We start from the raw sequence: 26,372 nt of genomic DNA, 5'->3' as shown, positions 1-26,372 counted from the left end.
ACTCGTGCAACCTTTTTTACCGGAGTGACATCTTTACCACATAAACAGATAAGCCTCATGAAACGCAACCAGTTTCTACTGACCCTCCTAAGCGCTGGCACACTTGCGCTAACCTCTCTGGCCGGTGGTCGCCTGACTACTGAAGACCAGCCCCCCTATCAAACTAAAACCTTTTCGGGCAGGATAAACGCCGTTCGGGCCGAAACCTCAGGCGGCAGCCTGACCATCGAAGGCGGCACTGATATGAATGCCAAAGTTGAGATGTATGTACGCGCCAACAACTGGAACGGGCGCAACTCCCTCGACAAAGAAGAAATTGAAGAAAGACTCAGAGATTACGACATTACGATTGCGCAGGAGGGCAGTACAATCGTAGCGACCGCCAAACGCCGGAATAACGACCACGACTGGAAAAAATCACTCAGCATCAGTTTCAAATTCTACACGCCCCGCAACGTGACAACCGACCTGCGTACCTCGGGCGGCAGCATTCAGCTTTCATTGCTAAACGGTACGCAAAAATTCCGTACCAGCGGGGGTAGCCTGAATGTAAGCGACGTACAAGGCGACATCGCTGGCCAGACATCGGGCGGATCTATTCACTTTGACCGCTGCCGCAATAGCAGCATGGCAACCAATATTGATCTCCAGACGTCGGGTGGCTCCATTGAAGCAAGATCATCAACGGGCAGAATGCGTCTGGTTACTTCGGGCGGCAGCATCCGGCTCAATGACCTGAAAGGCGATATTGATGCCCGCACCAGCGGTGGCAGTATCCAGGGCGATGGCATTGAAGGCGACATTAAAGCGGGAACATCGGGGGGCGGTGTTCGACTGGCTAATGTAGCCGGTAGCCTGGATGCGAGTACGAGCGCCGGTAGCGTTGATGTAAGCTTAACAAAACTTGGCGACTACGTTCGGCTGAATACAAGCGCGGGAAGCATTCATGTACAGATGCCCCTTAACAAAGGAATGGACCTGAATCTGCGTGGTAACCGGGTTAACATGCCGTCTAATTTATCCCGCTTTGACGGTGATATTGAAAAAGACCGGGTTCGGGGCAAACTCAATGGCGGTGGCATCCCCATCGATATTGCGGCTAGTTCGGGCAGTGTTTCGGTGAATTAGAAAGGTTTTTTTTATTGAAGATGGCGCAAGGCCGGGCCACGTTGGCTCTGCCTTGCGCCATCGACGTTTATCAGTGCCCAAACCCAATAGATTCCACAAACACATGGCGGTTTTTGTATCTTTACAGGACGTTTTACGCTTCTGTTGCTATGTTTCGCATTTCCCCAAAACCGCCCTTCTCTACCCTCTTGCCTTCGTTCGAAGGGGATCTTTACTTCGATGAGTCATCTGAGCACACCGCCCAACGGATTCTGTATGCAACCGATGCCTCGGTCTATCAGGAAATGCCGATTGCGGTAGCCTTGCCGAAATCCACTGCCGACATCAAAGCGCTACTCCGGTTCGCGCAACAACATAAACTGGGACTGATTCCCAGAGCGGCCGGTACGTCACTGGCCGGGCAGGTCGTTGGGAGCGGTATAGTGGTCGACATATCCAAATATTTCGGTAAGATTCTGGACGTGAACGCCGATGAGCAATGGGTGCGTGTGCAGCCGGGCGTCATCCGCGATGATCTGAATGCATTCATAAAACCACGCGGTTTGCTCTTCGGTCCCGAAACCAGTACGGCCAGCCGGGCCATGATCGGCGGCATGATCGGCAATAACTCCTGCGGGCTGCACTCCATCATCTGGGGCACCACTCGCAATCACCTCCTCGAAGTGAAAGCTGTTTTGAGCGACGGTGCCGAAGTCACGTTTGGCCCACTCACCCAGGAACAGTTCGATGCCAAATGCAGGGGAGAAAACGTCTCTAGTCCGCTCGAACAGCGACTGTACACCCAATTCCGCGACTGGCTATCCAAACCCGACGTTCAAAAACACATTCGCGAAGGGTATCCCAAACCCACCGTCAGCCGAAGAAATACGGGCTACGCACTGGATGCGATGGTTAAATTTTGGGAGGAAGGAGGAAAGGGAAGAGTGGAGGAAAGGGGCATGCCAGCGGAAGCCCTCTCGTCCCCTTCCCTCCTCTCGTCCCTCTCCTCCCCCACTTTCAACTTCTCTCACCTCATTGCGGGTTCGGAAGGGACGCTTTGCTTCATTACCGAAGCCAAATTGAATCTATTGCCATTGCCGCCTAAAGAGTCGGCTCTGGTATGCGCTCATTTTGATACCATTCGCCAATCGCTGGAAGCCAATCTGGTGGCACTGGCGCATGGGTGCTCAGCGTCGGAACTGGTGGACGATTACATCCTGCAACTTACGAAAACCAACATCGAGCAAACCAAAAACCGAACCTTTGTCGAAGGCGATCCGAAAGCCATTCTGATGGTCGAGTTTTTTGACGATACAGTGGCGGGCGTTGGCAAAAAGGCGACAGATTTTGTAAACGCCTTGCAGCAAAAAAATCTGGGCTATGCTTACCCGACCTTGTTCGATGCCGATACGCAAAAACCCTGGGCACTGCGTAAAGCCGGGCTGAGCATCATGTACAACATTCCCGGTAAAGAAAAACCGGCGAATGTGATTGAAGATACGGCGGTCGATGTCCATGACCTGCCCGACTACATCGACGAACTGGACCGCATGGCCTGGGAGCAGCACGGTCTGAAACTCGAATATTCGGCCCATGCCGGAGCCGGTGAGATTCACGTCCTGCCGCTGATCGACCTCAAATCGTCGGAGGGGCGGGCCAAGTTTCGGGCGTTGCTGATGGATACGGCGCAACTGGTTAAAAAATACGGTGGCTCGCTCTCCGGCGAACATGGCGACGGGCGGCTGCGGGGCGAGTGTATTGCGTTTATGCTCGGACCGGAGAATTTCCAGTTGTGCAAAGACGTCAAAGACCTCTGGGACCCGCAAAATACCTTCAACCCCGGTAAGATCGTCAATACACCACCCATGAACGAGTCGCTGCGGTCGGAAGCCGATGTCGTGATTCCGCAGCCCAAAACCGTTTTCGATTTCTCGAAAGACGGTGGTTTACTGGAACTGGCCGAAAAATGTTCCGGCTCCGGCGACTGTCGAAAGACCGAGATTTCTGGGGGAACAATGTGCCCGAGCTACATGGCTACCCGACGCGAACACGACACTACGCGGGCGCGGGCCAATATCCTGCGGCACTTTTACAGCTCGCCAGAGAAAGCACAAGACCACGATTACGAAGCCGTTAAAGATGTACTGGATTTGTGCCTGTCGTGCAAGGCATGCAAAGCCGAATGCCCATCCAGTGTGGACATGACGCGTATGAAGGCCGAGTTCATGAATACGATGAACAACGATTACGGGGCATCAACTCGAACCTTGTTAGTTGGCAATTTCACCAAACTGATGTCGCTGGCCAGCAAGGCTCCCTGGATTTATAATTCAATCTACAATAACCCAACATTGCGCAAACTGGCCAACCGCGCTGTTGGTTTCCACCCTGACCGGACTATGCCGGAACTGGCAAAAACAACCTTACGCAAATGGTGGTGGGAACAGAAAAAAGAGGAGAACGAACGAATTGGCCGCGAAAATCGGAATAACTACTGGCCGTCGCTTCATGCCAGACCAGCAGAACCGGGCACTAACTCCATTCTGCTCTTTATTGATGAATTCACCAACTACAATGATGTAGAGGTTGGCAAAAAAGCGATTCTGCTGATCGAGCATTTAGGCTACGACATCACCGTTCCCGAACACGTTGAAAGTGGACGGACTTATTTGTCGAAAGGGTTGGTGGATGATGCAAAAGCCATTGCCATCCGCAACGTGACCTTGCTCAAAGACCTCATCACCGACGAGAAGCCGCTAATTGGACTCGAACCATCGGCCATTCTCACCTTCCGCGACGAATACCCGAATCTCGTTCCTGACGAATTAAAAGCTGACGCCGAACGCATCGCGAAAAACGTTTTCCTGTTCGAGGAATGGCTCGCCCGGGAATCCGACGCGGGTCGCATAGACCGTGACCTGTTTACGGCAGATGCTCAACTGGTAAAAATTCACGGTCACTGCCACCAGAAAGCCCTTTCGTCCATGATTCCGGTCAAGAAAGTACTTTCCTTACCCCGCAATTATACCGCTCAGTTAATTCCATCGGGTTGCTGCGGCATGGCGGGTTCATTCGGGTATGAAACGGAGCATTATGACCTATCAATGCAGATTGGTGAGTTGGTCCTGTTCCCGGCTGTCCGGCAGGCAGAAACGGCCATTATCTCAGCCGCAGGCACCAGTTGCCGCCACCAGATAAAAGACGGAACCGGCCGCAAAGCCCAACACCCCGCCGAAATTTTGTTCGAGGCACTGAAGTAACTCTTTTTGGTAGCGCGGACATCCTGTCCGCATTGAACAACAGCGGACAGGATGTCCGCGCTACTAAAAACCTTTTCCTTTTCCAGTGGTTCTCCATAGACCTAAAACATTCACAAAGTCATGGAAAATAACGAAAATCTCTCCGATGGAGCCAGACAGGCCGATATAGTCTCCAGCGAACATGCCGAAACGATGTTCAGTGCCGATCAGGCCGAAACGAATATGGTAAAGCTGGTTGATGGTAAACTAGTATCTATGGGCAACACCGAAGATGACGTTTCTGACGATATGCCCCGTATTCGGTTGGGTAGCGATGAAGAGCGGGCATTAACCGGTGACGATAAAAAGAAATACGAAAATTCGGACGCGGCACTTCGGGCGGGCACCATGTTCGATCCATCGGTCATGCCGAACGACCCTATTGCCGTTGGTGATATTACCGGCAACCCGGATGCAGGCTCGGCAGTCAATACCGGCTTGCCATCCGAAGATGAGCCCGACACGAAGGAGACCAAAACAAACTCGTTCGCTGGCTGGAATTTTATTGGCGGAGGCAGCCCAATGGCTGATATGATTCCGCCAACGCCGGGAACCCCCGGTCCAGCCCAGCCAATGCCGGGTATTCCTGAAACTCCTCCGGCTCCGCCAATACCCGGCCCCGAAATCCCGGACTTACCAGGTTCACCAAACCCAATCTCACCCGAAATTCAGGAACCGGAACAGCCAGATCGTTCGCATGAAATTAATGCCCGAACGCTAAGTACGTTTACATCTGGCTTGCCCAGTGTGATGCCTCCGGATGATCTCGAAACGAGTGAACCCGTTGCGGGAACAGCGTATCACGGTGAAGCCGCGGGACCCGATGAAGAGGGTATGAAGGATAAACCCGATACCGGTGACTCGGCACGCCCATATGATGTCAATGCAAAAGATACGCATGAAAATCAGCCGGGCGAACGGCCGGAAGAAGCAAAGGAAGCTCAAAGTCTTCCGCGCGAACTGGCTGATGAAAGCAGCGTCACGGCGCAGGATATGATTTCCGGACCGGACCGCTCCGACCAGAAATCGACCGACGGACTCGACCGCAAATACAATGATCCACAGGCAGCCCGCGACATGGCGAGTTGATCGTTTTTAATCGCGTAACGCGGCTGGAAAGCCGCGATTCATAGGGGGAGTGTTGCCTCTATAGATCGCGGCTTTCCAGCCGCGTTACTCTTTTTCATACATTAGCTTAAAATTCCAAACTACATGAAAAAGCTACTTCTCCCCTGCCTTTTGCTCAGCGCATTTGCGTTTACCGCTGCTCCTCCCAAGTGGACATCTCTCTTTGATGGCAAGGCTATAAAAGGCTGGCACAGCTACCACAAAGACGGCGTAGTCGGCTGGTCTATCGAAGACGGGGCCCTCACGCCCGACGGCACCGGTGGCGACCTCGTGACCGACAAAGAATATGAAAATTTTGAGCTTGAATTCGAATTCAAAATTCCCGCTGGCAGCAACAGTGGCGTTGTTTACAAAATAATCGACAGCCCCGATATTAAGTCAACATATATGTCGGGGCCGGAGTATCAGGTGATCGACGACAAAGGCTATCTGGATGGCGACGGTAAGCCCTACAAGCTGAAAGACACCCAGATGACGGGTGCCAATTACGACATGATTCCGCCCTCCGATTTCTCCGTTGCCAAAGCACCCGGCGAGTGGAATAAAGGCCGCATTGTAGTCAACAAAAACCACGTGGAGCATTTCCTGAACGGCAAAAAGCTGGTTGACTATCAGTATGGTTCCGACGAATGGAAAACGATGGTCACCAAAAGCAAATTTGCCAGCTGGCCGTATGCAACACCCCACGCCAAAGGCAAAATTGCCCTGCAAAACCACAGCCCCAAAGAGCGCGTTTGGTACAAAGACATTAAGATTCGGGAGTTATAGGCGTGTACGCATAATGAGAAAGGCCCTACTCTGTCAATCAGAGTAGGGCCTTCTGTTTTAATTATTAGTCTATTAAGTAGCATCCATTCAAGGATTGTCCTCATGCGGTGTTTTATAGGTGTCTATGTCGGCAAATCCTTTAGCCGGAAAGACCTATCTTTGATCAATGACAGCCTCTTCGTCGCCCTATCCGGTTACTCCCCCTGATTTAAAGTTCCTGCTTTTCGTAGTGCATCTATAATACTGGCTGGTCCTCATCAGCTAGTGGATCTTTTTTGTCTATCAGGTAATATCCTCATGAATCAGTATTTGAATTTGTTCGATTTCAAGCAGCGCGTTGATTATAAAAACGAAGTACTTTCCGGTTTAACAGTAGCCCTCGCCCTCATCCCCGAAGCGGTTGCCTTTGCCTTGATTGCCGGTCTTTCGCCCTTAACGGGCTTATACGCTGCCTTCACAATGGGGCTGGTCACGTCTATCCTGGGCGGACGGCCGGGCATGATTTCCGGAGCAACGGGTGCCGTCGCCGTTGTCATCGTCGCGCTCGTTAAGAGCTACGGTGTCGAATACATCTTTGCTACGGTGGTGCTGGCGGGGCTCATTCAGATACTGGCAGGTGTTTTACGGCTGGGAAAATTCATTCGTCTGGTGCCCCACCCAGTCATGTTCGGCTTTGTCAACGGCCTGGCTATTGTCATTTTCCTGTCGCAGATGGACCAGTTCAAAGTTGCCGATGCATCTGGTGCGCTTCACTGGATGACGGGAACGTCCCTGCTGGTGTTGCTGGGATTGGTCGCCCTGACGATGCTCATCATCTGGGGTTTGCCCCGGTTAACAAAAGCGGTCCCAGCCTCGCTGGTCGCCATTATTACGGTTTCGTTACTGACCATCGGCCTCAACATCAACACCCGAACCGTTGGCGATATTGCGTCTATACAGGGCGGATTTCCTCCGTTTCATATCCCGGCCGTACCCTTCACCCTCGAAACTCTGTCTATCATTTTTCCCTACGCGCTCATTGTGGCGGGTGTGGGCCTGATCGAAAGCTTATTGACCCTGAATTTGATTGATGAAATCACCCAGACGCGCGGCCGGGGAAATAAAGAGTGTGTAGCGCAGGGCCTTGCCAACGTAACCAGCGGTTTTCTATCGGGTATGGGTGGCTGCGCCATGATTGGGCAGAGTCTGATCAACATTTCGTCCGGCGCACGGGCGCGGCTGTCGGGCATCGTAGCCTCGGTTATGCTGCTGTTTTTTATTATCGTTGGTGCGCCAATCATTGAAAAGCTGCCTATGGCCGCCCTCACGGGGGTAATGATCATGGTGGCAATTGGCACCTTTGAGTGGGCCAGTCTAAAGACGTTTGGGAAAATGCCTTGGCACGATGTATTGGTTATGGTACTGGTGGCGGGCATTACGGTCCTTTTCCACAACCTAGCACTAGCGGTACTTATTGGCGTCATTATTTCGGCACTGGTGTTTGCTTGGGAAAATGCCCGGCGGATTAGAGCCCGAAAACACGTCGATGAAACGGGAGTGAAACATTACGAGCTATACGGCCCGCTGTTCTTCGGCTCCGTTATGGCATTCCGGGAAAAGTTTGACGTGGCGGGTGATCCGAAAGAAGTAATTATCGACTTCAGGGATAGCCGGGTGGCCGATATGTCGGGGATCGAAGCCCTCAGCAAGCTGACCAGCAGCTATCAGCAGATAGGCAAAACGATTCATCTCAAACACCTGAGTGCCGACTGCCGACGCCTGTTGACAAACGCCGGAAGCCTTATCGACGTAAACATCCTGGAAGACCCAGACTATAAAGTGCTGGCAGATGATTAGACTTGTTAGGATGGGTGCTAACGTTACCACCCATCCTAACTTACCAACCCACCTTTGATTATATATCACTGACTAATTCGCCCCGGTTCACGCACATTGGCACCGGTGCGCTTCTGAATATCATCACCCAGATCAGCGCGGGCCTCTTCGGCAATTTTTTCCAGTTGGGCCACTACCTCCGGGTGCTGCTCCCGGACGTCATAACGCTCACCGGAATCGCGCCGGAGGTCATAAAGAGCCGCTGGAAACTCATGCGTCTCGGTGCTTGGTCCGGGCTTGCCATTCTGTCCCGGCAGGAATCCTTCATAGGTTCGTCCGGGGTGGGCGAACACGAGTTTCCATTCGCCCTGCCGAACCGCTTCCAGGCTATTTTTTCGATAATAGTAGTAAAATTTATCGCGGGGCGTCACGGTGTTATCGCCCTTCAGCAACGCCACCCAGTCAACACCGTCTATTCGCTGTTTAGGCAACCGGGCACCGCACACATTTGCCACCGTTGGCAAAATATCCAGCGCGGTCAGCAGCTTGTTACTTACCCTACCGGCGGGCACCACGCCCGGCCAGCGAACCAGAAACGGCACCCGGTGGCCCCCTTCAAACGACGTTCCTTTCCCCTCGCGAAAACCACCCGACGAACCGGCATGATCGCCGTAGTTGAGCCAGGGGCCATTGTCGCTGATGAACAGCACAAGCGTATTCTTATCTAATCCCTGTTGTTTCAACTCGCCCAGAATCTGCCCGACCGACCAGTCCAGTTCCGTTAGTACATCACCGAAAATACCCCGTGCCGTTTTGCCTTTAAACGTAGCCGAAGCCGCCAGCGGCACGTGAGGCAATGGGTGAGGAATGTACAGGAAGAAGGGCTTCTTTTTATGATTCCGGATAAAGGAAACGGCTCGCTCGGTAATGGTACCGGTAATTTCAGCTGCGTCATCTAAATCCTTGATTTCCTCCTTCTGCTCGTTACCCTCGATCCACCGCAGCGGTGGGTATTTTGCCTGAGCCTGGGCGGGGTGCAACGGCCACATATCGTGCGAATACGGGACACCATAATACTCGTCGAATCCCTGCTGTAGGGGCAAGAACTGCTTATTATCACCCAAGTGCCACTTCCCGAACATGCCGGTCGCGTATCCGCGCTCTTTCAGCAACTCGGCAAGGGTTTCTTCGTTCGGGTTCAGACCGATGGGCGAGTTCGGCCCTAACGCGCCCGAGATGCCGAGTCGGTTGGGGTAGCAGCCCGTAAGCAAAGCCGCCCGCGAGGCACTGCAAACGGCCTGAGCCGCCAGAAAATTAGTAAACCGGGTGCCTTCTGCCGCCATTTTATCCAGATTCGGAGTGGTGTAGTCCAGCGCACCCGTCACGGAGAGATCGCCGTAGCCCATGTCGTCCATAAAAAACAGAACGACGTTGGGCGGGGTTACCGGAGCCGGTTTTTCGACCCAGTCGCTACTAGATAAACCAAGGCCAGCCAGTGTGAAGACGCTCAACACAAGGCGCGATAAGCGGGTAGGCATCAATTTCATAAAAGATGTAAAACGGGAATTAGTAATCCACTTTTCGGCGCTTTTCCTTCACATCACCCTTCTGCTTTTTCTGCGAAATGCGTTCTTCTACAGCGGATCGGGATGGCTTTGTCGCTTTGCGGGGTTTGGGCTTCTCAAACGCCTTTTCAATAAGCCGGTAAAACTTCTTTGTTACCTTTTCCTTATTTGCCAGTTGCGTTCGTTCGGTCTGGTGGGTCAATACCAGCTCGCCTTCGGTCGTGAGTTTATTGGCTAGTTTTTCTTCCAGAATAACCCGCTCGTCGTCGGACAGTAGTTGCGAGTTTCGCACATCAAAACGCAATTCAGCTTTGGTCGCTACTTTATTCACGTTTTGCCCGCCCGCTCCCCCACTTCGGGCAAACTGATACTGTAACTCGGGCTGTAATCGGGTGGCATCCATAGCTGCTTAAATTAACCTGTTAATTGGCTGTTAAAATATTGGTATCCGACGAACAATCAATGGAGGAGTCGGTTAGTTCCAAAACTAATGGATTCAACGGTATAGCTTATCATGATCAAAAAATAGCCATTACACCGGATAAGCTTTTGACAAAAAAACAACAAACTAAATCATGATTGCAAAGGATCAAAATCAGATTTCACTCGTCGGCCAGACGGTGAATACCTTCGATGGAGCCGTTACTGAAACGACAACGACGGACGGACTGTCGTTCATTGATAAATGGCTGAATCGGCTCGATGAAGCCAGCGACGAGGCTACGGACGACATTGCCGAAACACTCGAACGGCTCCGGGCTGAAATCGACACAGCCCAACATTACAACCGGCCCGACAATCAGGAAATCGCGTCATTATTACAGGACCTGATTGAGCAAACCCGAAACGTGGCGGCAACACCCGAAGCCATTACTGAACAGACTGAACTGTCGCAATTGATTGCGGTGCTTGAAAATTTGCACCGGCAGGCTACAAGTCGTATTGATCAGGACTAACTAATAAACTCACTTGCACAGGTTGCCGTTCATCTTGCCGGTATGTGTCTTCGGACTGGCTAAACAAACCGGTCTTTGACGGGTTATTTGGAGTACAACAAGTCACTAACAGCAATAAAAACGCTTGCTAGGACATGTTTGTGAGTTATTGATTCGTGACTCAGTAACCAGTAACCCAACAACTACTAACCAATCATGAACATGCTGGGATCAAATATTTTGGAAGAGAGTATGCTTACTGATACCCTCAAGGCGTTTCGGGACAACAACCTGACCCCTATTTTGGCTACTCAAGGCGTCATACTTCTCGATGGCTGGCTACAGGCCCTGGCGGGGGATTCAAATATGGAGCAGATTCAGGGTCAACTTAATGAGCTTCGAACGGCTTTGCAGGCGACCCAGCCCGACGAGCCTTATATCCGGGATTTACTAGGAAGCTTAGCCGACAAGGCTCAGGATGTAGCCGAAGATTCCAACTCCGAAGGCACCTGGACAGGCGGACTGGTTAGCCTGTCAAAGATTTTGAGAAGCTTTTCAACTAACTCATAATCAGGAAACAATCTTACAAAATAGAACTAATTAACAGCGTCAACAGCATAATTCATTACATACGCTATGGAAGGAACAGAAACTACACTTGAACACCGGATGCTGACCGATACGCTCGGTGCATTTGGCGAAGGACAGCAGGCCACACTCACCCCCGAACAAGGTATTTTATTACTCGAAGGCTGGCTCAATGCCCTGCCGGGCGATGTGGGTGCCGAACGGATTATGGCTGAACTAACCATCCTCCGTGATCACCTGAAAACAGGCGAGTACGATCTTGAGAAAATCCGGCATTTATTGCTCAGTATGGCCAGTCATACATCGACCCTCTCGCACGAGCCGGTTGTTGATAGTGCAACGGCCCATCAACTTACGCAGTTAGCCCAGTCACTGCGCAGTTTCAGCAATCATTTTTGATATGTTCACACACGAAGAATCAACAACACTGCTCGACTCTACAATGGATGTTCTGGAGGGCGATCTGGCTAGCAAAACGCCCCAAAGCGGTACGGGCATTCTTGATCAATGGCTGGCAGAACTCAATAAAGCCGAGAACGCGAAGGATATTTCCAGCACACTCGAACAATTGAAAACGCAACTAAAAAGCGACCAGATCAATACCGACGAGCTGGTTCAAGTGCTCGAAACGCTGGCTACACAAACTGCCGAATTCAGCACGATGATGGGTTCAGAGGGCGACATCGCCCCCCGACTTGAGGGATTGGCGGCAACTCTGCGCTCGCTGGCCGGTCAGGTAGGGAATCAGTAAGTAGTAAGTAAGTTACTCAACGGTTCTGTCCGTCCGGGTGGTATCGGGTTCTCAAACCCGACGCCACCCGGACGGACAGAACCGTTTTATTTTATACGTACCGCCAATTCATCTACACACCCAACAAGCTACCGATACGGCATAACAGGTTCACAGGCAGTTTATTTGGTTAAATAAATAAGCATACCGATCACTAATAATTTATCTGGCTACAACTAAATTAGTTATAAGTTTCCTAAGAAGACTCTTAGTACGACTTAGTAGTAGTAAAGACAAGCTCAGCCCATCGTATATGGTCTTTTACACTAACCCGATCACAGCAACATGCCCTGGAACGAATCCCTGACGGCACTGAACTACCGCCTTGCCGATCTATACTACACCAAAGAAGATGCGTACCGGATTGCAAAAACAGCCGATCTAAGCACCGGCGACATTGATTTTTCGGGCGTTATGAAAACCGTCTGGTTCAATATTCTGAACTACGCCAACACTATCGACAGAGGGGCTCATAACCATGAGTTGTTGATTTCGTTGCTTCAGACGGTAACCTCGTCTGAAGAGCGGGGGAAGAAAGATGATTTCCTGAAAACCATTTTAAGCAATCTGATTGACGGGAAGACCATTATTGAATCGCCCGTAACGGCTGATGCCAATTGGCAGGAGCAGGAAAGCCCCGACCATCTGGAGAAACTGATGACCAGCGTCAACACGCTCTTACCCATAAGCTTTCTGGACAAGGGACTGCAATGTGCGCAGGCCGTTGTGCGAATTGACATTGGCAAAGGTGCGGGTACGGGTTTTCTGGTGCAGGATAACTACATCGTTACAAACAATCATGTCATTCCGGATATGGCGACCGCGCGGAACGCAAAAGTTCAGTTCAATTTTCAGAAAAACTGGGCAGGTCTGGACCTTGTTTCAGAGGAAGTTCTATGCAGCCCGGACGCCAGTCCGAAGAATTTTAAAACCGATGTTTCGCTCGACTACACACTGGTGAAGTTAGCCGACGATATGAACCTTAAATATGGGCAGTTGACCTTTAGCAACACGCCCCCACAAAAGGACGACTTTGTTAATATTATCCAGCATCCGGCAGGGGGCCCCAAGCAAATTGCCCTCTACCATAATATAGTTACGTATGCCGATGATACCCGTGTACAATATTTAACCGACACCCTTCCGGGTTCGTCGGGCTCACCCGTTTTCAATTCAAGCTGGCAAATTGTGGCACTTCATCACAGCGGTGGCTGGATTAAGGAGCCGGGCGTAAGCCAGGCCGTTTACCGGAACGAAGGTATCGACGCACGCAGAATCAACGAAGCACTGATTACGTTATCAAACTAAAGCTGTGACACCCAGATTTTTATTCAAGCTAACAAGGACTTTGGGCAACCTGTATCCTACACCAAATGATTGGAAAGCGATACTGGTAAAAGCGCTTGATATGCCCGTAGGGGATATTCCCATGATCGGAACAGCCTATGAAGTTTGGGATATTATCCTTCGGCGCATTGTACCCTATAAAGAACAGTCCATTGACTTGCTGAGCTGCGTTACATCGCGGGAAGAAGTGGGCGGAAATAATGTGTTCCTGCTTAATTTATTGGACAGTTTAAAGGATGCGCATAAACGACAGGTAACGGCTATAGCGGAGGCAATTATCAAAAAACAATGCATCCTGTTTCTGGGACCAAGTTTGTTAATGTGCAATCAGGATGGTTTGCCGGTGCCTTTCGATAAGGCATTTTCGACAGAGTTGGCAGCGAAATTAAAACAGCGGTCGGAGCCTATATTTTTTGAGGAAACTAAAAAAGATCAGTTGAGCTACATTGCTCAGCGGTATAACGAAATTCCGACATTCACTCCCGAGGATTTAGGGCAGAGAGCCAGTAAATTCTACGAAGAAAATCAGGATGAAAGCAGCCTGTTGTTCGAACGCCTGGCTAAATTATATTTCCCTATTATCATCAATACGAATCCCGATAAAAAACTATATCGAACTATCGAAGAAAGAAAACCAAATACGTGTATTTATCGATATTATTCGTTTGAAAACAATCAAAATCTTTCCAGTGAGGCCCAGCCCATTATGAATTACAATGAGCAGTCTGACCTGGCCGAAGATCAGCCTAAAACATTGTTTTATAACCTATTAGGCTCATTTGATGCCCCAGGCTCTTTGATGCTGTCTGAAAGTCGGTTGCTTAAATTTATGGACAAAGTACTTCGGGAACGTCCAGCCATCGACAAAAAAATAAAGGCGGAATTCGATGACCAGAAATACTATTTATTTCTTGGCTTTGATATTGAGCAGTGGTATGTAAAAATTTTATTCAGCACGGTTTTTGGCCTTAGCCGACAGGAAGGACGCGGGTTTTCAATTTTTCCCGAAAACATGATTGTTATACCGGCAAATCAGGATTTTTTTGAAGAAGAATTTAAATTCTATTTCATTACGAATGATCTGGCAAAATTTATCGGGCAGGTATTGGAAAAGTATCGAGAGTTGGGCGGAAAGTGAATTACTACGTATAAAAAACCACCTGCATGGACACGTCCAAAGTAGATGTATTACAAGATCGATATCCAGGACTTCGCTCATTCACGGGTAATGAGCAAAATCTATTTTTTGGGCGAAAAAAAGAAATTGACGACTTATTAGACCTGGTAAGAGCCGAACAGATTACCGTATTGTTCGCCAAATCGGGGTTGGGCAAAAGCTCATTACTCAATGCCGGACTTGCTCCTAAACTCAGGCCATTACATTACCAAATAATTCCGGTTCGCCTTCAAAAACAAAAAAATCGAACCGACGATGACAGCGCCGTAGATCAGCAAGCAACCCTGTCAGACAATGTGTTGCTCAACATTGTGTTAACTCAGCTACATGGCGAGTTCAAAACCGCCTGGCAGGGCCAAACGGAACCCGACTGCCACAACGATTTCAATACGGCGCCAATCCCTCAACTATGGGAGGAAGTGAAAACGCATCCCTTTCCGAATGGCGCTATTCCTGTGTTCATGTTCGACCAGTTCGAAGAATTATTCCTGTATGATCAGCAGCAACAGAATGACTTCATAGATCAACTGGCCGAGTTGATGAACGACCAGTCGCCATTTCGTATCATGCAATGGCTGCTGAAAACCGACTTCGACGATCGAACGCCCGAGATGATGGCCTGGAGCAAACAGCCACTCGTAAAATGTTTGTTTGCCATTCGGGCCGACCGGCTTTTTGAGATGCATAAGCTGCGGGGAAAGATGCCCATGATTTTGCGAAATCGGTATGAGCTTCTTCCGCTTATAGATGACCGCGCTCGTGAAGCCATTGACAAACCCGCTCAGGCCGACGGGCAGTTCAATTCACCGAAGTTTACGTTTAAAGATTACGTTCGTGAGTCGATCATCAGGGTATTGAGCGGCAACAAAAACACGAAGCCTGACGAATTACCCAACGAGCATACAGACAGACCTGAACTTTGTGAAATTGAAAGCTCACAACTTCAGATCGTTTGCAACTACATAGAAACGAAGATAAAAGAAAAAGTGGCTCAGGGGCAGGAGCCCGTTGTAGACAGGGACATTATTCATAATGACCAGAGTATCAATCGAATTCTGGATAAATTTTATCGCACGCAGTTAACCAAAATTGGCAGCCCGCAGGAAATTGACAAGGTTCGGACGGTGCTCGAAAATGACCTGATTGTTGATGGTCATCGGGTAGGGCTGGCGGCTGCGAAAATGCGAAAATCATTGGGTGATGATAAAACAGCCGATCAACTGATTGATAAACTGATTGAAGTGCGGCTCATCCGGGCCGACGATACACACCTCGGCCGGACTTACGAACTAAGCCATGACACCTTAATTGAACCTGTTGAAAAAGTTAAACAGTTACGTACTGCTCTACAAAATCGAATTGCCGGACGCCGGGAAGCAGCCGAACAGTTATTGAAACTGCGCGAACAGGAGGCTAAATTTAACCGGGAAAAACAACAGCGAAAACGCTTTCAACGCCTTACCCTCTGGCTATTTATTCTTGCCTTTATTGCTTTCGGAGCTTCCTTTGCGGCCATCCATTTTCTGGTTAATGGGCGCATCAACCTGGCAAACGCCAATAACGATTGGGGCTCCGATGAGTACACCGCCGGGAATCAGCGGATGGCATACCGGCTTTGGGAGAGCAGCGAGAATCTACTGAAATGGATACCATGCAGCAAGAGTCTGATACCATGCACGAAAGACGATTTGGACGCGAGAACCAGAACTTATATGATGGTTCCTTTTTCTGGTGCCACAACACAGTTTACGGTTCAGGATACAACCATACATTACGTTGCCAGTCTATTTCAGAACAACTCGCTCGAAGTATGGCAACCAGCGCACAACCCCAGCAACACAGATTCGAGCCTGTATGAGAAAATAGACTGGCTCTATGATTCACTAAACGTAACATCCGCCACACGATTACAACTGCGAAACAACTACCTGATCGTTTTTCAACACGACAGTTTGTTGCAGGTACTTGATCTTCAGGAAAAGAAGAAAGTATTCCCGCTGGGCAAAGGGTATTACCCGTTGCTTACGAGTGCTGCGCTGGCCAGCAGAGGTACACGAACACACACAGAAAACTCCGTCCTGTATGCTGCCCAAACAGTCGTACTACCCCCCAAAGGAAACTGGCTGGCAGCAATCGACTGCCAGGGGCAGGCGCATCTTTATAACCTCAACGAAAAATTTAGCCCTAATAAATTCTTCGAGCGCTATACCAACCAAATTCCTGACTTTACACTGGACAATCTGACGTTCGCTTCGTCGGAGGATTTTATGCTGGTCAACCATCCGGGTAAAAACCAGTATGACCTGTTGAATTTGCGTAAAGATCAATTGCTGGCATCTTACCCCAACACGGTTTATGCTCGTTTCTCCCCAACCGGGAAATACCTGATTACACTCAACAGCAGTGGCCAGCTGACTATCGTCGATGTTGTAACCCAAAAACGGCAAACTACGGTCAGACTTCCTAACCCAACGATGCGCATAAACGACCTTATCTTTAACCGAAACGAGTCGGCTCTGGTGATCGTGACCAGACCTGAAGTAACAGGAAAAGCATCAGCACCGGGCGTATACAGTATGTTTCGTGTCGACTTAACGCAAACCAAGACCGCCTTAAACACCATTGCTCAGGCGGTGAACACACACCTGTCGTTTGGATTAGCAGGACATGTTTTATACACAAGCCATTCGTTATCATACAATTACAACATAAATACGGGCAATAGCCAGCTTTTTTCATTCCCCCTGAATGCTGTTGCTAAAACGGGCGCAGCTTACCTGATGTATACCCAAATACATTCGGCCGCTAAAAATTCGTATTTGTATAATGTCGTTACTGGCCGACAAACCGACATCTCGCGCTTATCGACCGGCTCCTCCGAACGCTACGTATTTTATGCACCACCAAACGGAATCGATAGCAAACTGATTAGGGTAACGCCCAAGCAACTGGCCTTTTTTGAAATAAGCCAACTGGAACGCGGCCTGACCAACAAGCCTGACGTGTTGAATGCTGGCGATAGCACCCTGTTTCAGCCTGCTTCTCTAAGGATGGCAGGCCCGCTTATAAAAGTGAAAAATCAGCATGATGTTGTGCTGTATTTTTTCGTTGACAATAAAAAAAACCAACTCAATTATGTTGTCAACCGCATCTATCCGAAACTAACTAAAAGTGACCGTGATGCGGCCGGTCTGCCAGATTGACGTACTGTTTTAGCTAGTATAGCGTGAATAATGGACTATTATGAAAGTAAAAAAAACGCGCTTTTGTCATCCCGACGATAGGAGGGATCTTCGGTAAACTGGAGAGTTTCTTTTCTACCGAAGATCCCTCCTATCGTCGGGATGACAAAAACACATCACCTTTAACTTACTTATTATCAGGCATTTTCCCTTCAGTACCATCGTATACCCAAGCTAGTATACGAAGCCAAACCTGTGTTCTCGCTTTCCTTATGATTCATCCGGACACTTACGTGCATAACACAACAAAAGGCCTGGGGCTTTTTGCGAAACGACGTTTTGAACGGGGTGAGATCATTTGGATTATTGATGATATCGACGCGAAACTAGCGTTGCCTCACTACTTCGCTCTCGACGCATTACAGCAGAAAAAACTAAATATCTATAGCTACCTCGACAACCAAAACCGGGTCATTATTCCCTGGGACGAAGGCAAGTACGTGAACCATTCCTGCGCGCCAAACTCAACAGGCTTACTGGAATTCGACAACATCAGTGTGGCTCTGCGCACCATTGAGCCGGACGAGGAAATAGTAGAAGATTATAGTAGCTACTACGGTCATTTCGAAAGCTTTATCTGTTACTGCGGTGCTTCCTCCTGTCGGGGATTTGTAACACAAAATCGTCCATTTCAGGCGGAACTACGGCTGACATTAGCCGAGATTGCCCCAGCTTTGCTTAGTATGCCACAAACCTTGCTGACCATACAATCGTCAGAAAATGACCTATTCCTGTCTACCCTGCAAAACGTCACTTTTCTGGCAAAATCATGAACGAACGAATCAAGGGGCTCCTTATCATAGTGGGCCTTGAATTGATCTCTGTATTGGGCGACTATTTCATTAAAAAGGCATCGCTGCAAACGGGTTGGGTTGGCTGGCGGCAACTAGTAATTGGAGGGCTGATTTATGGAGCTACGGCTATGGGCTGGTTCTACGTGATGCGGACGTTTAAACTCTTCACCATTGGGCTTATTCACTCGCTATTGGCCATTGCGCTGAGTGTATTGCTGAGTCAGTTGTTTTTTGAGGAAAAGATCACCCCTAGGGAGATAGTCGGTATTGTGCTTGGTCTGGCCTCGATCGTTCTGTTGATCCGATATCAGGGATGAGAAAATCGGCGGCCTATTTCAACCCGTTCCAATAAATAAGCACGTTCAACGTGGCCCGACCCGACGCGATCAGGTCTAAATCGCCATCGCCATCCAAATCGGCGGCTTGTAAATCCTCGCATGCCATCCGAACGCTATCGTCCAATGTATATCCCGCCACCGTTCCCCGTTCATCAGGTTTGAACAGGCGAATACCAACGTTCTTATCTGCGTTAGGATTTCGCCAGCCCGCCACCACCTGATCGCTTCCGGTTCCCAGAAAATCGCCACAAACAAGGGCGTGCCCCTGATTGAGAATGTCGGAAAGGATAGTAATTTCTTTATCGGCGTCTTTATTGGCAGCCTTCCTGAGGGTATAGTTTCCGCTTTCTACCTGAAGCAGATTGCCGTGCATGGGCTGTATTGTTGCAATGCCTCTCCCCTTATTCAGGCGTCTGATTTCGCCAATTCCGGCAACATCTTTGGTTAACAGAGGCAGCGCATTATTGGCCGATTCACTGTCGACGGGTTGCCACTTCTTTTTCAGCCACTGAAAAATATTGCCCCCTTCCTTGCTGGCAACAATCAGGCCCGTGGCCGAACCATTGTCGCCGTCTTCCCAAATCTCGACGTTGTGCGTGAGGTGCATGGTCGAATCAACCAGATGCCGTTTCCAGACACCACGCGGGTCTTTCGGAAACTCATAACCCCAAATCCTGACGCCCCGTCCTTCGCCATTTTTATTACCCAAACCGTGTAGCGGGACAACGATTAACTGATAGGAGCCTTTACCAACCTGCGCCCAGCGCATCCGGTGGGTGGTCACTTCGTGCGGCAGTCGAACGGGCTCCCAACGCTGGGTTGGGTCCTGTGGACGCAGGAGATAAAAAACAGCGCCAGACTTGGTACTGTCATTGGTCTCTGCCGGGTTCCAGCCTGCCCCAACGGCCACCTCCACGCGCCCATCGCCGTCCAGATCGCGGGCGGCAATGCACACATTATCCTGCTGGGTTAGGTTAGCCGCCATGACGTGGCGTTTCCACGGACTGGTTTTGTTCCCGGGGTTTTGGTACCAGACAATTTCTTTCTGATCAGCCAGTAAAATATCTAATTTCTTGTCGCCATCAACATCACCAATAGCTAATCCATACCCAATACTAATCTGATTATCAACCACCTGAATGGTAAAATTTAGCGCACGTTGCCGGGTTGTATCGGTTTGCGCCAGTAGTGGTGAGGTCAGGAATAAGCAGAAAATAAGGACGTTTTTCATGGCGGTTAGTTTATGCCTGACAAAGCTACACGCGTACAGCTTCTACCGGCTCAAGGATACGCGCTCCCCCAGTTGCATCACCCGGTAAGGCGTTCCGTAGGTTTCGCAGGCGTGTACAAAGTCGGCGGGGTTGGCGGTATTGAACTCAAACAGATCGTAGTGATGCGGGATCACCAGTTTTGCACCAATGTCGCGGCCAAGCAGGGCAGCTTCGTCGGGGTTCAGATTGCCCGCTACGCGTCGCTCGGGTTTATTCCCGTTGATAGGCAAAAACGCCACATCCACGTCGAACGGGCGCAACATGTCCACCATACCATCATACCAGAGCGTATCGCCGGAATGATACACCCGATACCCGGCAATTTCCACCACAAAGCCCATGAATTTACAGCGTCCTTCGGCATCGCGTTCGATTTCGTTATGTGCCGCCGGAACGCCATGAATTACCAACTCACCAACCGTAGTTGTTTGCCCATCGGTCAAGCCTATTGGCCAGTCAGGGTGGGTTTTAAGGCGATCAGCAATAAACGCACGGTTGGCTTCGGGAATAATAAATTGCAGCGCCGGATTCGCAGCAATGAGCGGCTGTAAGGTTTCGGCATCAAGGTGATCGGTGTGGTTATGGCTGGATGTTACAACGTCGATTCTGTTCAAGCGGGCCGGGTCAATAACGCGTTCTGACATACGAACGTGCGGCTTATCGGTATCGGCATATTTGCGCGACAGGGAATCGGACAGATACGGATCGAACAGTACACAGGTATCGTTGTAGTGAACCAAAAATCCACTTTGGCCAAGCCACCAGATGTGCAGTTTATTCGGTTCTTGTCGAGCTGTTTCGATATCGGCAAGTAAGACTTCGTCTTTTTGAAAAGCTGGTTTGAGCATAGGTAATGCCAACCGTCCCGGTCGGCAGGGAAGCTGATTTTTAATCCGTTAAATTCGCGCCAGAATCAAGTCCAGCGTTCGGGCCGGCAATAAACGGGGCAGAATCCAGCCCATCAGTTTGCCGGGTACCAGGGCATATCGGATTTTTGGACGAGCCGTTTCATGAATATCGGCAATACGTTCACCAAGATAATCAACCGTAAAGCCGCGATTTTCAGCGACTTTCACCTGTTTTAGAAACCGTTTCATGGCTGGATAATAGGGTGTGTCTGCGTAGGGGCTCATGTCCGTTCCTTTTCCCCAGATGGGTGTTTTAACCGCTCCCGGCCCCACAATGATTACGGTGATACCAAATAAACTCAACTCCCGCCGAAGGCTGTGCGACAGACCTTCTACCGCGTGTTTGGTGCCCACATAAGCACCCATAAACGGAATGGCGATCTGTCCATTGGCTGAGCTGATATTCTGAATGCGCCCCGGCTGAACCGGGTGATTTTCCCGTGCGCCAAGCAACGGCAAAAACGCCTGCGTAACCTGAATCAACCCCAATACGTTTACGTCGAAATGCTGCCGAATAAGTGCCATTGGCTGATTTTGCAAGGGTCCGCCAATGGCAATTCCCGCATTATTAATAAGTCCGCCCAGTCCACTGCCTGCCAGTCGCTCGGTAAGGGAACGGGCGGCCTCGGTCACGGCGTCGGCATCCGTGACATCGAATAGAAGCGGTACGAACGAATCGCCAAATTCGGCCTGTAAGCGATCAGCATCGGTTTGCGTTCGAACACTCCCAAAAACGGTGTATCCACGCTGAATAAAATGCTTCGCAGCACCGTAGCCGATGCCCGTCGAAACACCGGTTATGAGAATGTTTTTACTAATGGGTTTCATGTTGTAAACTTACCCATAATACGATTCAACAAACGCGGGAAAATTGTCGTTATGCAAGTAAAAATGAGCGAATGCCTCAATGAATAAATGAGCGAATGATTTTCGCCTTATCTATTCTACCAGTCACTCATTCACACATTCACGAATTGGTTATGCAGGATATCGAACCTTTTTACGGCTGGGAAAAGTACTACACCGCGTCAGAAGACGAGCGGTCGCCGTTTTATGAGCGGGAGTACAACATGCAGCAGTATGAAAATAATATTTACGGCTATTACATTCATCCCTTGTGGGACGAAATTGGCTCCGAGACACTCTATTGCAAGATTTTGTTTGCCAATTATGACAAACAATTCGTAGTGATCGAACTCTTCGGTGAGTGGAACGACACACTGCACAACGACATCATGTATCTGAAGCGGCAGGTCATTGACCCACTGGTACACGAGGATATCAAGTACTTTATTCTCATCAGCGAGAATGTCCTCAATTTTCATGGCTCCGACGATAGCTATTATGAGGAATGGTTTGAGGACGTAGAAGACGGCTGGATTGCGGCTATTCACTCGCCGGAATTCATTGAGCGGGAATGGAAAAAATACCACCTCGACTATTACATCAACTTCGGCGGCACGCTCGACATTGCCAACTGGCGAACCCTCAAACCCGCCAGTTTATTCGAACTGGTAAATGGATTGATTATTAGAAGGCTTGGATAAAAGGGAGGAGGGGGACGAAAGGGGAATAAAGGGACGAGAGGGAAAAAAAGGTATAACTAGTCATTTACTCTTATTTTTCCCTCCTGTCCCTTTATCCCCTCTCGTCCACCTTCTCCCCTTCGTCCCTTTACTCCCCTTCGTCCCTTTACTCCCCTTTTATCCCTTTCTTTTTGCTTTTCCCCCGGTTTCTGTTCAATTTTCGCCCGTTAGTAAAATCCCACGAGTAATAACATGGAAAACAACGAAAAACTTAAAGCTACCGAAGCCGTTCAGGCTACGAAGGCCACAACTGCCGACAAACTGGAAGCCTTCAAAACAGAAGCGGGTCAACACCTGGATGCCGCTGCCGTTCAACTCGATGAGTTGAAGGATAAATTGGTTGCACAGGCGCAGGAGTTGGGAAAAGATATTGATATCGAAGGCTTAAAGGCGAAAGCGACGGAGCATTTTGAAGCCGCTAAAGTCTCTACGGCCGAGAACATTGCCAACCTGCAAGCCCAGGCCGAAACAGCTTTTGCCTCAGCGTCAGCCAAAGCCGATGAACTGTCGGATGTGGCCGAAGACAAGTTTGATGAAATGAAAGCCGAAGCCGCTGTTCAACTGGAAGCTGCGCAGGTTAAGCTAGACGAACTGAAGGCCGAAGCCGCTCTCCAGATCGAACTTGCCAAAGAAAAGGCGAAAGGTATATGGCATAGTTTATTTGGTGAATAATACTCACCAGCGCCTGAAAAAACTGCCCGTTTGTAAACGGGCAGTTTTTTTATGACCCAGCTATTAACCGGACGTAAAACCATGAGAATGAAGGCTGGTCCTGTGCGTTCGGCAAAATTGATTTCCAACCCAAATCATTACCTTTGCGCATCGTTGCCTCTCCTTCTATCGTGAATTCTATTCGAGTATTTGCACCCGCCACCGTAGCTAATGTAGCCTGCGGATTTGACATTTTTGGGTTTGCTGTTGATAACCCCGGCGACCAGATTGTTCTGACAACCAGCGATGAGCCGGGCGTTCGTATTACTGACATCATCGGCGACGACGGTCGTTTACCCCGCGAAGCTGCCCGGAATACGGCCGGTATCGCCATTCAAACGTATTTGAAGCATATTGACCGGGCAGACCTTGGCCTTGATATTGTGCTGCATAAGCAGATGCCTCTCGGCAGTGGTTTAGGTTCCAGCGCAGCCAGTGCCGTTGCCGGTGTTTTTGCCGTTAATGAGTTACTGGGGCGGCCCTTACCCATTCTAAAATTGCTGCCTTTTGCTATGGAAGGCGAACGCATTGCCTGCGGATCGGCCCACGCCGATAATGTTGGGCCTTCGCTGCTGGGTGGATTCGTTGTTGTTCGAAGCTACAATCCGCTGGACGTAATAAAGATTGAAACGCCAGCTACGTTATTCTGCACGCTGGTTCACCCTGATATTGAGGTTAATACGAAAGATGCCCGCTTCATTCTGAAAAATGAAGTCTCGCTAAAAAACACCATCATTCAGATGGGTAATGTAGCCGGGCTGATTGCGGGTCTGATGACTCCCGATTACGATCTTATCAGCCGCTCGCTGGTCGATGTCATTATCGAGCCGGTACGCGCTATCCTGATTCCCGAATTCAACGAGGCCAAACAGGCAGCACTGGACAACGGCGCGTTAGGATGCAGTATTTCCGGATCGGGGCCATCCATGTTTGCGCTAAGCCGCGATGCCCAAACAGCCGAGAAAGTGGGAGCCGCCATGCAACAGGCGTTCCTGGCGGTTGGCATTACAAGCGAAGCCTACGTTTCCGAAATCAATCGGCAGGGCCCGAAAGTGATGCCCAATTAAGTTGGGGTCATTATCAACAAGAAAAGGGATTAACCCCAGAAGCACAGAGGTCACAGAGGATTGAGTTCTCTGTGACCTCTGTGCTTCTGGGGTTAATCCCTTTTTTTGTTAAGCTCATCTTTAGAGAACTCAATCTGCTGTGGCCTGTATACCGCAGCAGCGGAAAGTCTCTGTGGTTAATCCTTTTTTGATCTATTCTTAACATCGCTTAGCGATTCTGTTTTTCAGGGATTATTGCAAATAGAATTACAGATTCAGGCATAAAATGATGCTTAAACGTCTGTTCGTAGGCGAAAGGGTTGCTTTTTCGGCAAAACGCTTGCTTCTTGTGGGTATATCTTCATGTTCATGTCAGCAAACACCCCGAACTCTCTTTCCTCGGCCGACGCCACAACGGAACCGACAGAATTCAAACGGTCTCTAAGTCTACTCGACTCCACGCTCATCGTTTCCGGTTCGATGATCGGCTCCGGCGTTTTCATCGTTACGGCCGATATGGCCCGCAACCTGGGTTCGTCGGGCTGGTTGCTGATGCTGTGGGTACTCACGGGTATATTGACGGTAGCGGCCGCCCTTAGCTACGGCGAACTGGCGGGCATGATGCCTAAAGCCGGTGGGCAATACATTTACATTCAGCGGGCCTTCGGTCCATTAACAGGCTTTGTCTACGGCTGGACAGTTTTTCTGGTTATTCAAACCGGCACCATTGCAGCTGTCGCGGTAGCGTTTACCAAGTACTCCGCCGTGTTTATCCCCTCCCTGAGTCCAGCGAATGTGCTGTTTTCAATCGGGCCTGTCGACATATCGGGTGGGTCAATTTTCGCTATTTCGAGCCTGGTGCTGCTCACCTGGCTCAATAGTCGGGGAGTGCAGAGTGGCAAGATGATTCAGAATGTGTTTACATCGGCCAAACTCATTGCCTTACTGGGGCTAATTGTTGTTGGAATCACCATTGGGTTGAGTACCGGCTTACTGTCGACTAACCTTACCAATGCCTGGGATGCCAGCACAACCTCGGCTACGGGCGAGGTGCTCCCGCTTGCCGGTATGGCCCTGATTCTGGCTTTCGGTACCTCCATGATTGGCTCACTGTTCTCGGCCGATGCCTGGAATAACGTTACCTTCATTGCGGGCGAAATCAAGAATCCACGCCGAAATATACCACTGGCCTTGTTCTTTGGAACCCTGATTGTGACAACGATCTACTTTCTGGCAAACGTTTCGTACCTGTCGTTGCTGCCGCTGAAAGGATTGCCGACCGCTACCGATATTGTGGGTCGGGGCATTCAATTTGCCGAAGCCGACCGGGTGGCTACGGCGGCCGTTGAAACCGTATTCGGGAATGTAGCCGTTGCCATCATGGCCGTTCTCATTATGATTTCGACCTTTGGCTGTAACAACGGTCTGATTCTGGCTGGTGCCCGTTTGTATTATGCTATGGCTAAAGATGGCCTCTTCATTGAGCAGGCATCGCACCTGAACAAAAACGCGGTGCCGGGCCGGGCGTTGTGGCTACAGTGTATATGGGCGTCGTTGCTTTGCCTGTCGGGCAAATATGGCGACCTGCTCGACTACTGTACATTTGCCTCCCTGCTGTTTTACATCGTCACTATTGCTGGTTTGTTCCGGCTTCGGCGCACCGAACCCAACGCCGAGCGTCCGTATCGGGCATTCGGTTATCCTGTTATTCCGGCGCTCTACATCATTGCAGGCACCACAATCTGTGTGATTTTACTATATACCAAAACCTTCAATACCGGCATGGGCCTGCTTATAGCCGGTTTGGGTATTCCGGTCTATTTCATAACCAAACGCAGACAGCGCAGTACCGAAGCCTGAATAGACGTTAGTAAATGATGTACGGGCCAAGCTCTGGCTTGGCCCGTACATCCTGTTAAAAACATAATCCTAAAGTGCTTCCTTGGGAGAATCTGAG

At 49.8% G+C, this 26,372-nt stretch carries 23 protein-coding genes; 18 read left to right on the top strand and 5 right to left on the bottom strand.

Going from position 1 to position 26,372, the window contains the following annotated elements; translation table 11 throughout:
• Nucleotides 1-57: 57 nt before the first annotated feature.
• The 5 genes from CWM47_RS16870 to CWM47_RS16850 all read left to right on the top strand — a co-directional run bounded on the left by CWM47_RS16870 (nt 58) and on the right by CWM47_RS16850 (nt 8,138).
• The gene (locus CWM47_RS16870) at nt 58-1,128 is read left to right on the top strand and encodes a DUF4097 family beta strand repeat-containing protein (protein ID WP_100989427.1); all 1,071 of its coding nucleotides are present in this window, start codon (nt 58-60) and stop codon (nt 1,126-1,128) included.
• 149 nt (nt 1,129-1,277) lie between these two features.
• On the top strand, nt 1,278-4,367 hold the full coding sequence (locus CWM47_RS16865; RefSeq protein WP_100989426.1) for an FAD-binding and (Fe-S)-binding domain-containing protein: 3,090 nt from the start codon (nt 1,278-1,280) through the stop codon (nt 4,365-4,367).
• Between the two features lie 120 nt (nt 4,368-4,487).
• The gene (locus CWM47_RS16860) at nt 4,488-5,495 is read left to right on the top strand and encodes a hypothetical protein (RefSeq protein WP_100989425.1); all 1,008 of its coding nucleotides are present in this window, start codon (nt 4,488-4,490) and stop codon (nt 5,493-5,495) included.
• Nucleotides 5,496-5,618: 123 nt separating this feature from the next.
• Nucleotides 5,619-6,302 (top strand): 3-keto-disaccharide hydrolase, encoded by a 684-nt coding sequence (locus CWM47_RS16855; RefSeq protein WP_100989424.1) that lies wholly within the window; start codon nt 5,619-5,621, stop codon nt 6,300-6,302.
• Nucleotides 6,303-6,599: 297 nt separating this feature from the next.
• Nucleotides 6,600-8,138 carry a SulP family inorganic anion transporter gene (locus tag CWM47_RS16850; protein WP_100989423.1) on the top strand — a complete coding sequence of 513 codons (1,539 nt, stop codon included), beginning with the start codon at nt 6,600-6,602 and terminating at the stop codon, nt 8,136-8,138.
• A 65-nt stretch (nt 8,139-8,203) separates the two neighbouring features.
• On the opposite strand, the gene CWM47_RS16845 is transcribed toward CWM47_RS16850, so the two are convergent.
• Complete coding sequence (locus CWM47_RS16845; protein ID WP_100989422.1) at nt 8,204-9,664, bottom strand: sulfatase family protein; 1,461 nt, start codon at nt 9,662-9,664, stop codon at nt 8,204-8,206.
• Between the two features lie 19 nt (nt 9,665-9,683).
• Nucleotides 9,684-10,085 (bottom strand): alternative ribosome rescue aminoacyl-tRNA hydrolase ArfB, encoded by a 402-nt coding sequence (arfB, locus tag CWM47_RS16840; protein WP_100989421.1) that lies wholly within the window; start codon nt 10,083-10,085, stop codon nt 9,684-9,686.
• A 172-nt stretch (nt 10,086-10,257) separates the two neighbouring features.
• Here arfB and CWM47_RS16835 point away from each other — a divergent pair, with 172 nt between their 5' ends.
• From CWM47_RS16835 to CWM47_RS16795, 9 genes are all read left to right on the top strand, one after another.
• Nucleotides 10,258-10,638: a hypothetical protein gene (locus tag CWM47_RS16835; protein WP_100989420.1), complete on the top strand. Its 381-nt coding sequence runs from the start codon at nt 10,258-10,260 to the stop codon at nt 10,636-10,638.
• A 195-nt stretch (nt 10,639-10,833) separates the two neighbouring features.
• A complete protein-coding gene (locus CWM47_RS16830) occupies nt 10,834-11,187 on the top strand; it encodes a hypothetical protein (RefSeq protein ID WP_240625927.1) in 354 nt (117 codons plus the stop codon).
• Between the two features lie 66 nt (nt 11,188-11,253).
• Nucleotides 11,254-11,604, top strand: a complete 351-nt coding sequence (locus CWM47_RS16825) for a hypothetical protein (protein WP_100989419.1) — start codon at nt 11,254-11,256, stop codon at nt 11,602-11,604.
• A gap of 1 nt (nt 11,605) precedes the next feature.
• Nucleotides 11,606-11,956: a hypothetical protein gene (locus CWM47_RS16820; RefSeq protein WP_100989418.1), complete on the top strand. Its 351-nt coding sequence runs from the start codon at nt 11,606-11,608 to the stop codon at nt 11,954-11,956.
• A 324-nt stretch (nt 11,957-12,280) separates the two neighbouring features.
• Nucleotides 12,281-13,303, top strand: a complete 1,023-nt coding sequence (locus CWM47_RS16815) for a trypsin-like serine peptidase (RefSeq protein ID WP_100989417.1) — start codon at nt 12,281-12,283, stop codon at nt 13,301-13,303.
• A 40-nt stretch (nt 13,304-13,343) separates the two neighbouring features.
• A complete protein-coding gene (locus CWM47_RS16810; RefSeq protein WP_100989416.1) occupies nt 13,344-14,480 on the top strand; it encodes an SIR2 family protein in 1,137 nt (378 codons plus the stop codon).
• A 26-nt stretch (nt 14,481-14,506) separates the two neighbouring features.
• The gene (locus tag CWM47_RS16805; protein WP_100989415.1) at nt 14,507-17,722 is read left to right on the top strand and encodes an nSTAND1 domain-containing NTPase; all 3,216 of its coding nucleotides are present in this window, start codon (nt 14,507-14,509) and stop codon (nt 17,720-17,722) included.
• Nucleotides 17,723-17,973: 251 nt separating this feature from the next.
• Nucleotides 17,974-18,534, top strand: coding sequence for an SET domain-containing protein (locus CWM47_RS16800; RefSeq protein WP_100989414.1), 561 nt, complete (start codon nt 17,974-17,976; stop codon nt 18,532-18,534).
• Nucleotides 18,531-18,872 (top strand): EamA family transporter, encoded by a 342-nt coding sequence (locus tag CWM47_RS16795; protein WP_100989413.1) that lies wholly within the window; start codon nt 18,531-18,533, stop codon nt 18,870-18,872. Before CWM47_RS16800 ends, CWM47_RS16795 begins: the two co-directional genes overlap by 4 nt.
• 13 nt (nt 18,873-18,885) lie before the next feature.
• Here the strand turns inward: CWM47_RS16795 and CWM47_RS16790 are convergent, their stop codons facing one another.
• Genes CWM47_RS16790 through CWM47_RS16780 form a run of 3 tightly spaced genes read right to left on the bottom strand, consistent with a single transcriptional unit; the run spans nt 18,886 to nt 21,900 of the window.
• On the bottom strand, nt 18,886-20,124 hold the full coding sequence (locus tag CWM47_RS16790; RefSeq protein ID WP_100989412.1) for an FG-GAP repeat domain-containing protein: 1,239 nt from the start codon (nt 20,122-20,124) through the stop codon (nt 18,886-18,888).
• A gap of 42 nt (nt 20,125-20,166) precedes the next feature.
• On the bottom strand, nt 20,167-21,012 hold the full coding sequence (locus CWM47_RS16785) for an MBL fold metallo-hydrolase (RefSeq protein WP_100989411.1): 846 nt from the start codon (nt 21,010-21,012) through the stop codon (nt 20,167-20,169).
• A 48-nt stretch (nt 21,013-21,060) separates the two neighbouring features.
• The gene (locus CWM47_RS16780) at nt 21,061-21,900 is read right to left on the bottom strand and encodes an SDR family NAD(P)-dependent oxidoreductase (protein ID WP_100989410.1); all 840 of its coding nucleotides are present in this window, start codon (nt 21,898-21,900) and stop codon (nt 21,061-21,063) included.
• Nucleotides 21,901-22,052: 152 nt separating this feature from the next.
• Here CWM47_RS16780 and CWM47_RS16775 point away from each other — a divergent pair, with 152 nt between their 5' ends.
• The 4 genes from CWM47_RS16775 to CWM47_RS16760 all read left to right on the top strand — a co-directional run bounded on the left by CWM47_RS16775 (nt 22,053) and on the right by CWM47_RS16760 (nt 26,275).
• A complete protein-coding gene (locus tag CWM47_RS16775; RefSeq protein ID WP_100989409.1) occupies nt 22,053-22,619 on the top strand; it encodes a hypothetical protein in 567 nt (188 codons plus the stop codon).
• A gap of 231 nt (nt 22,620-22,850) precedes the next feature.
• Complete coding sequence (locus tag CWM47_RS16770) at nt 22,851-23,330, top strand: hypothetical protein (protein WP_100989408.1); 480 nt, start codon at nt 22,851-22,853, stop codon at nt 23,328-23,330.
• Nucleotides 23,331-23,500: 170 nt separating this feature from the next.
• Complete coding sequence (locus tag CWM47_RS16765; RefSeq protein ID WP_100993912.1) at nt 23,501-24,436, top strand: homoserine kinase; 936 nt, start codon at nt 23,501-23,503, stop codon at nt 24,434-24,436.
• 348 nt (nt 24,437-24,784) lie between these two features.
• On the top strand, nt 24,785-26,275 hold the full coding sequence (locus CWM47_RS16760) for an APC family permease (protein ID WP_100993911.1): 1,491 nt from the start codon (nt 24,785-24,787) through the stop codon (nt 26,273-26,275).
• The last annotated feature ends 97 nt before the right edge of the window (nt 26,276-26,372 follow it).

Source organism: Spirosoma pollinicola, assembly GCF_002831565.1.
In the GTDB taxonomy this organism is placed as follows: domain Bacteria; phylum Bacteroidota; class Bacteroidia; order Cytophagales; family Spirosomataceae; genus Spirosoma; species Spirosoma pollinicola.
The sequence above is the reverse complement of the archived record's forward strand: the minus strand, read 5'-3'. Positions and strand labels throughout refer to the sequence as shown.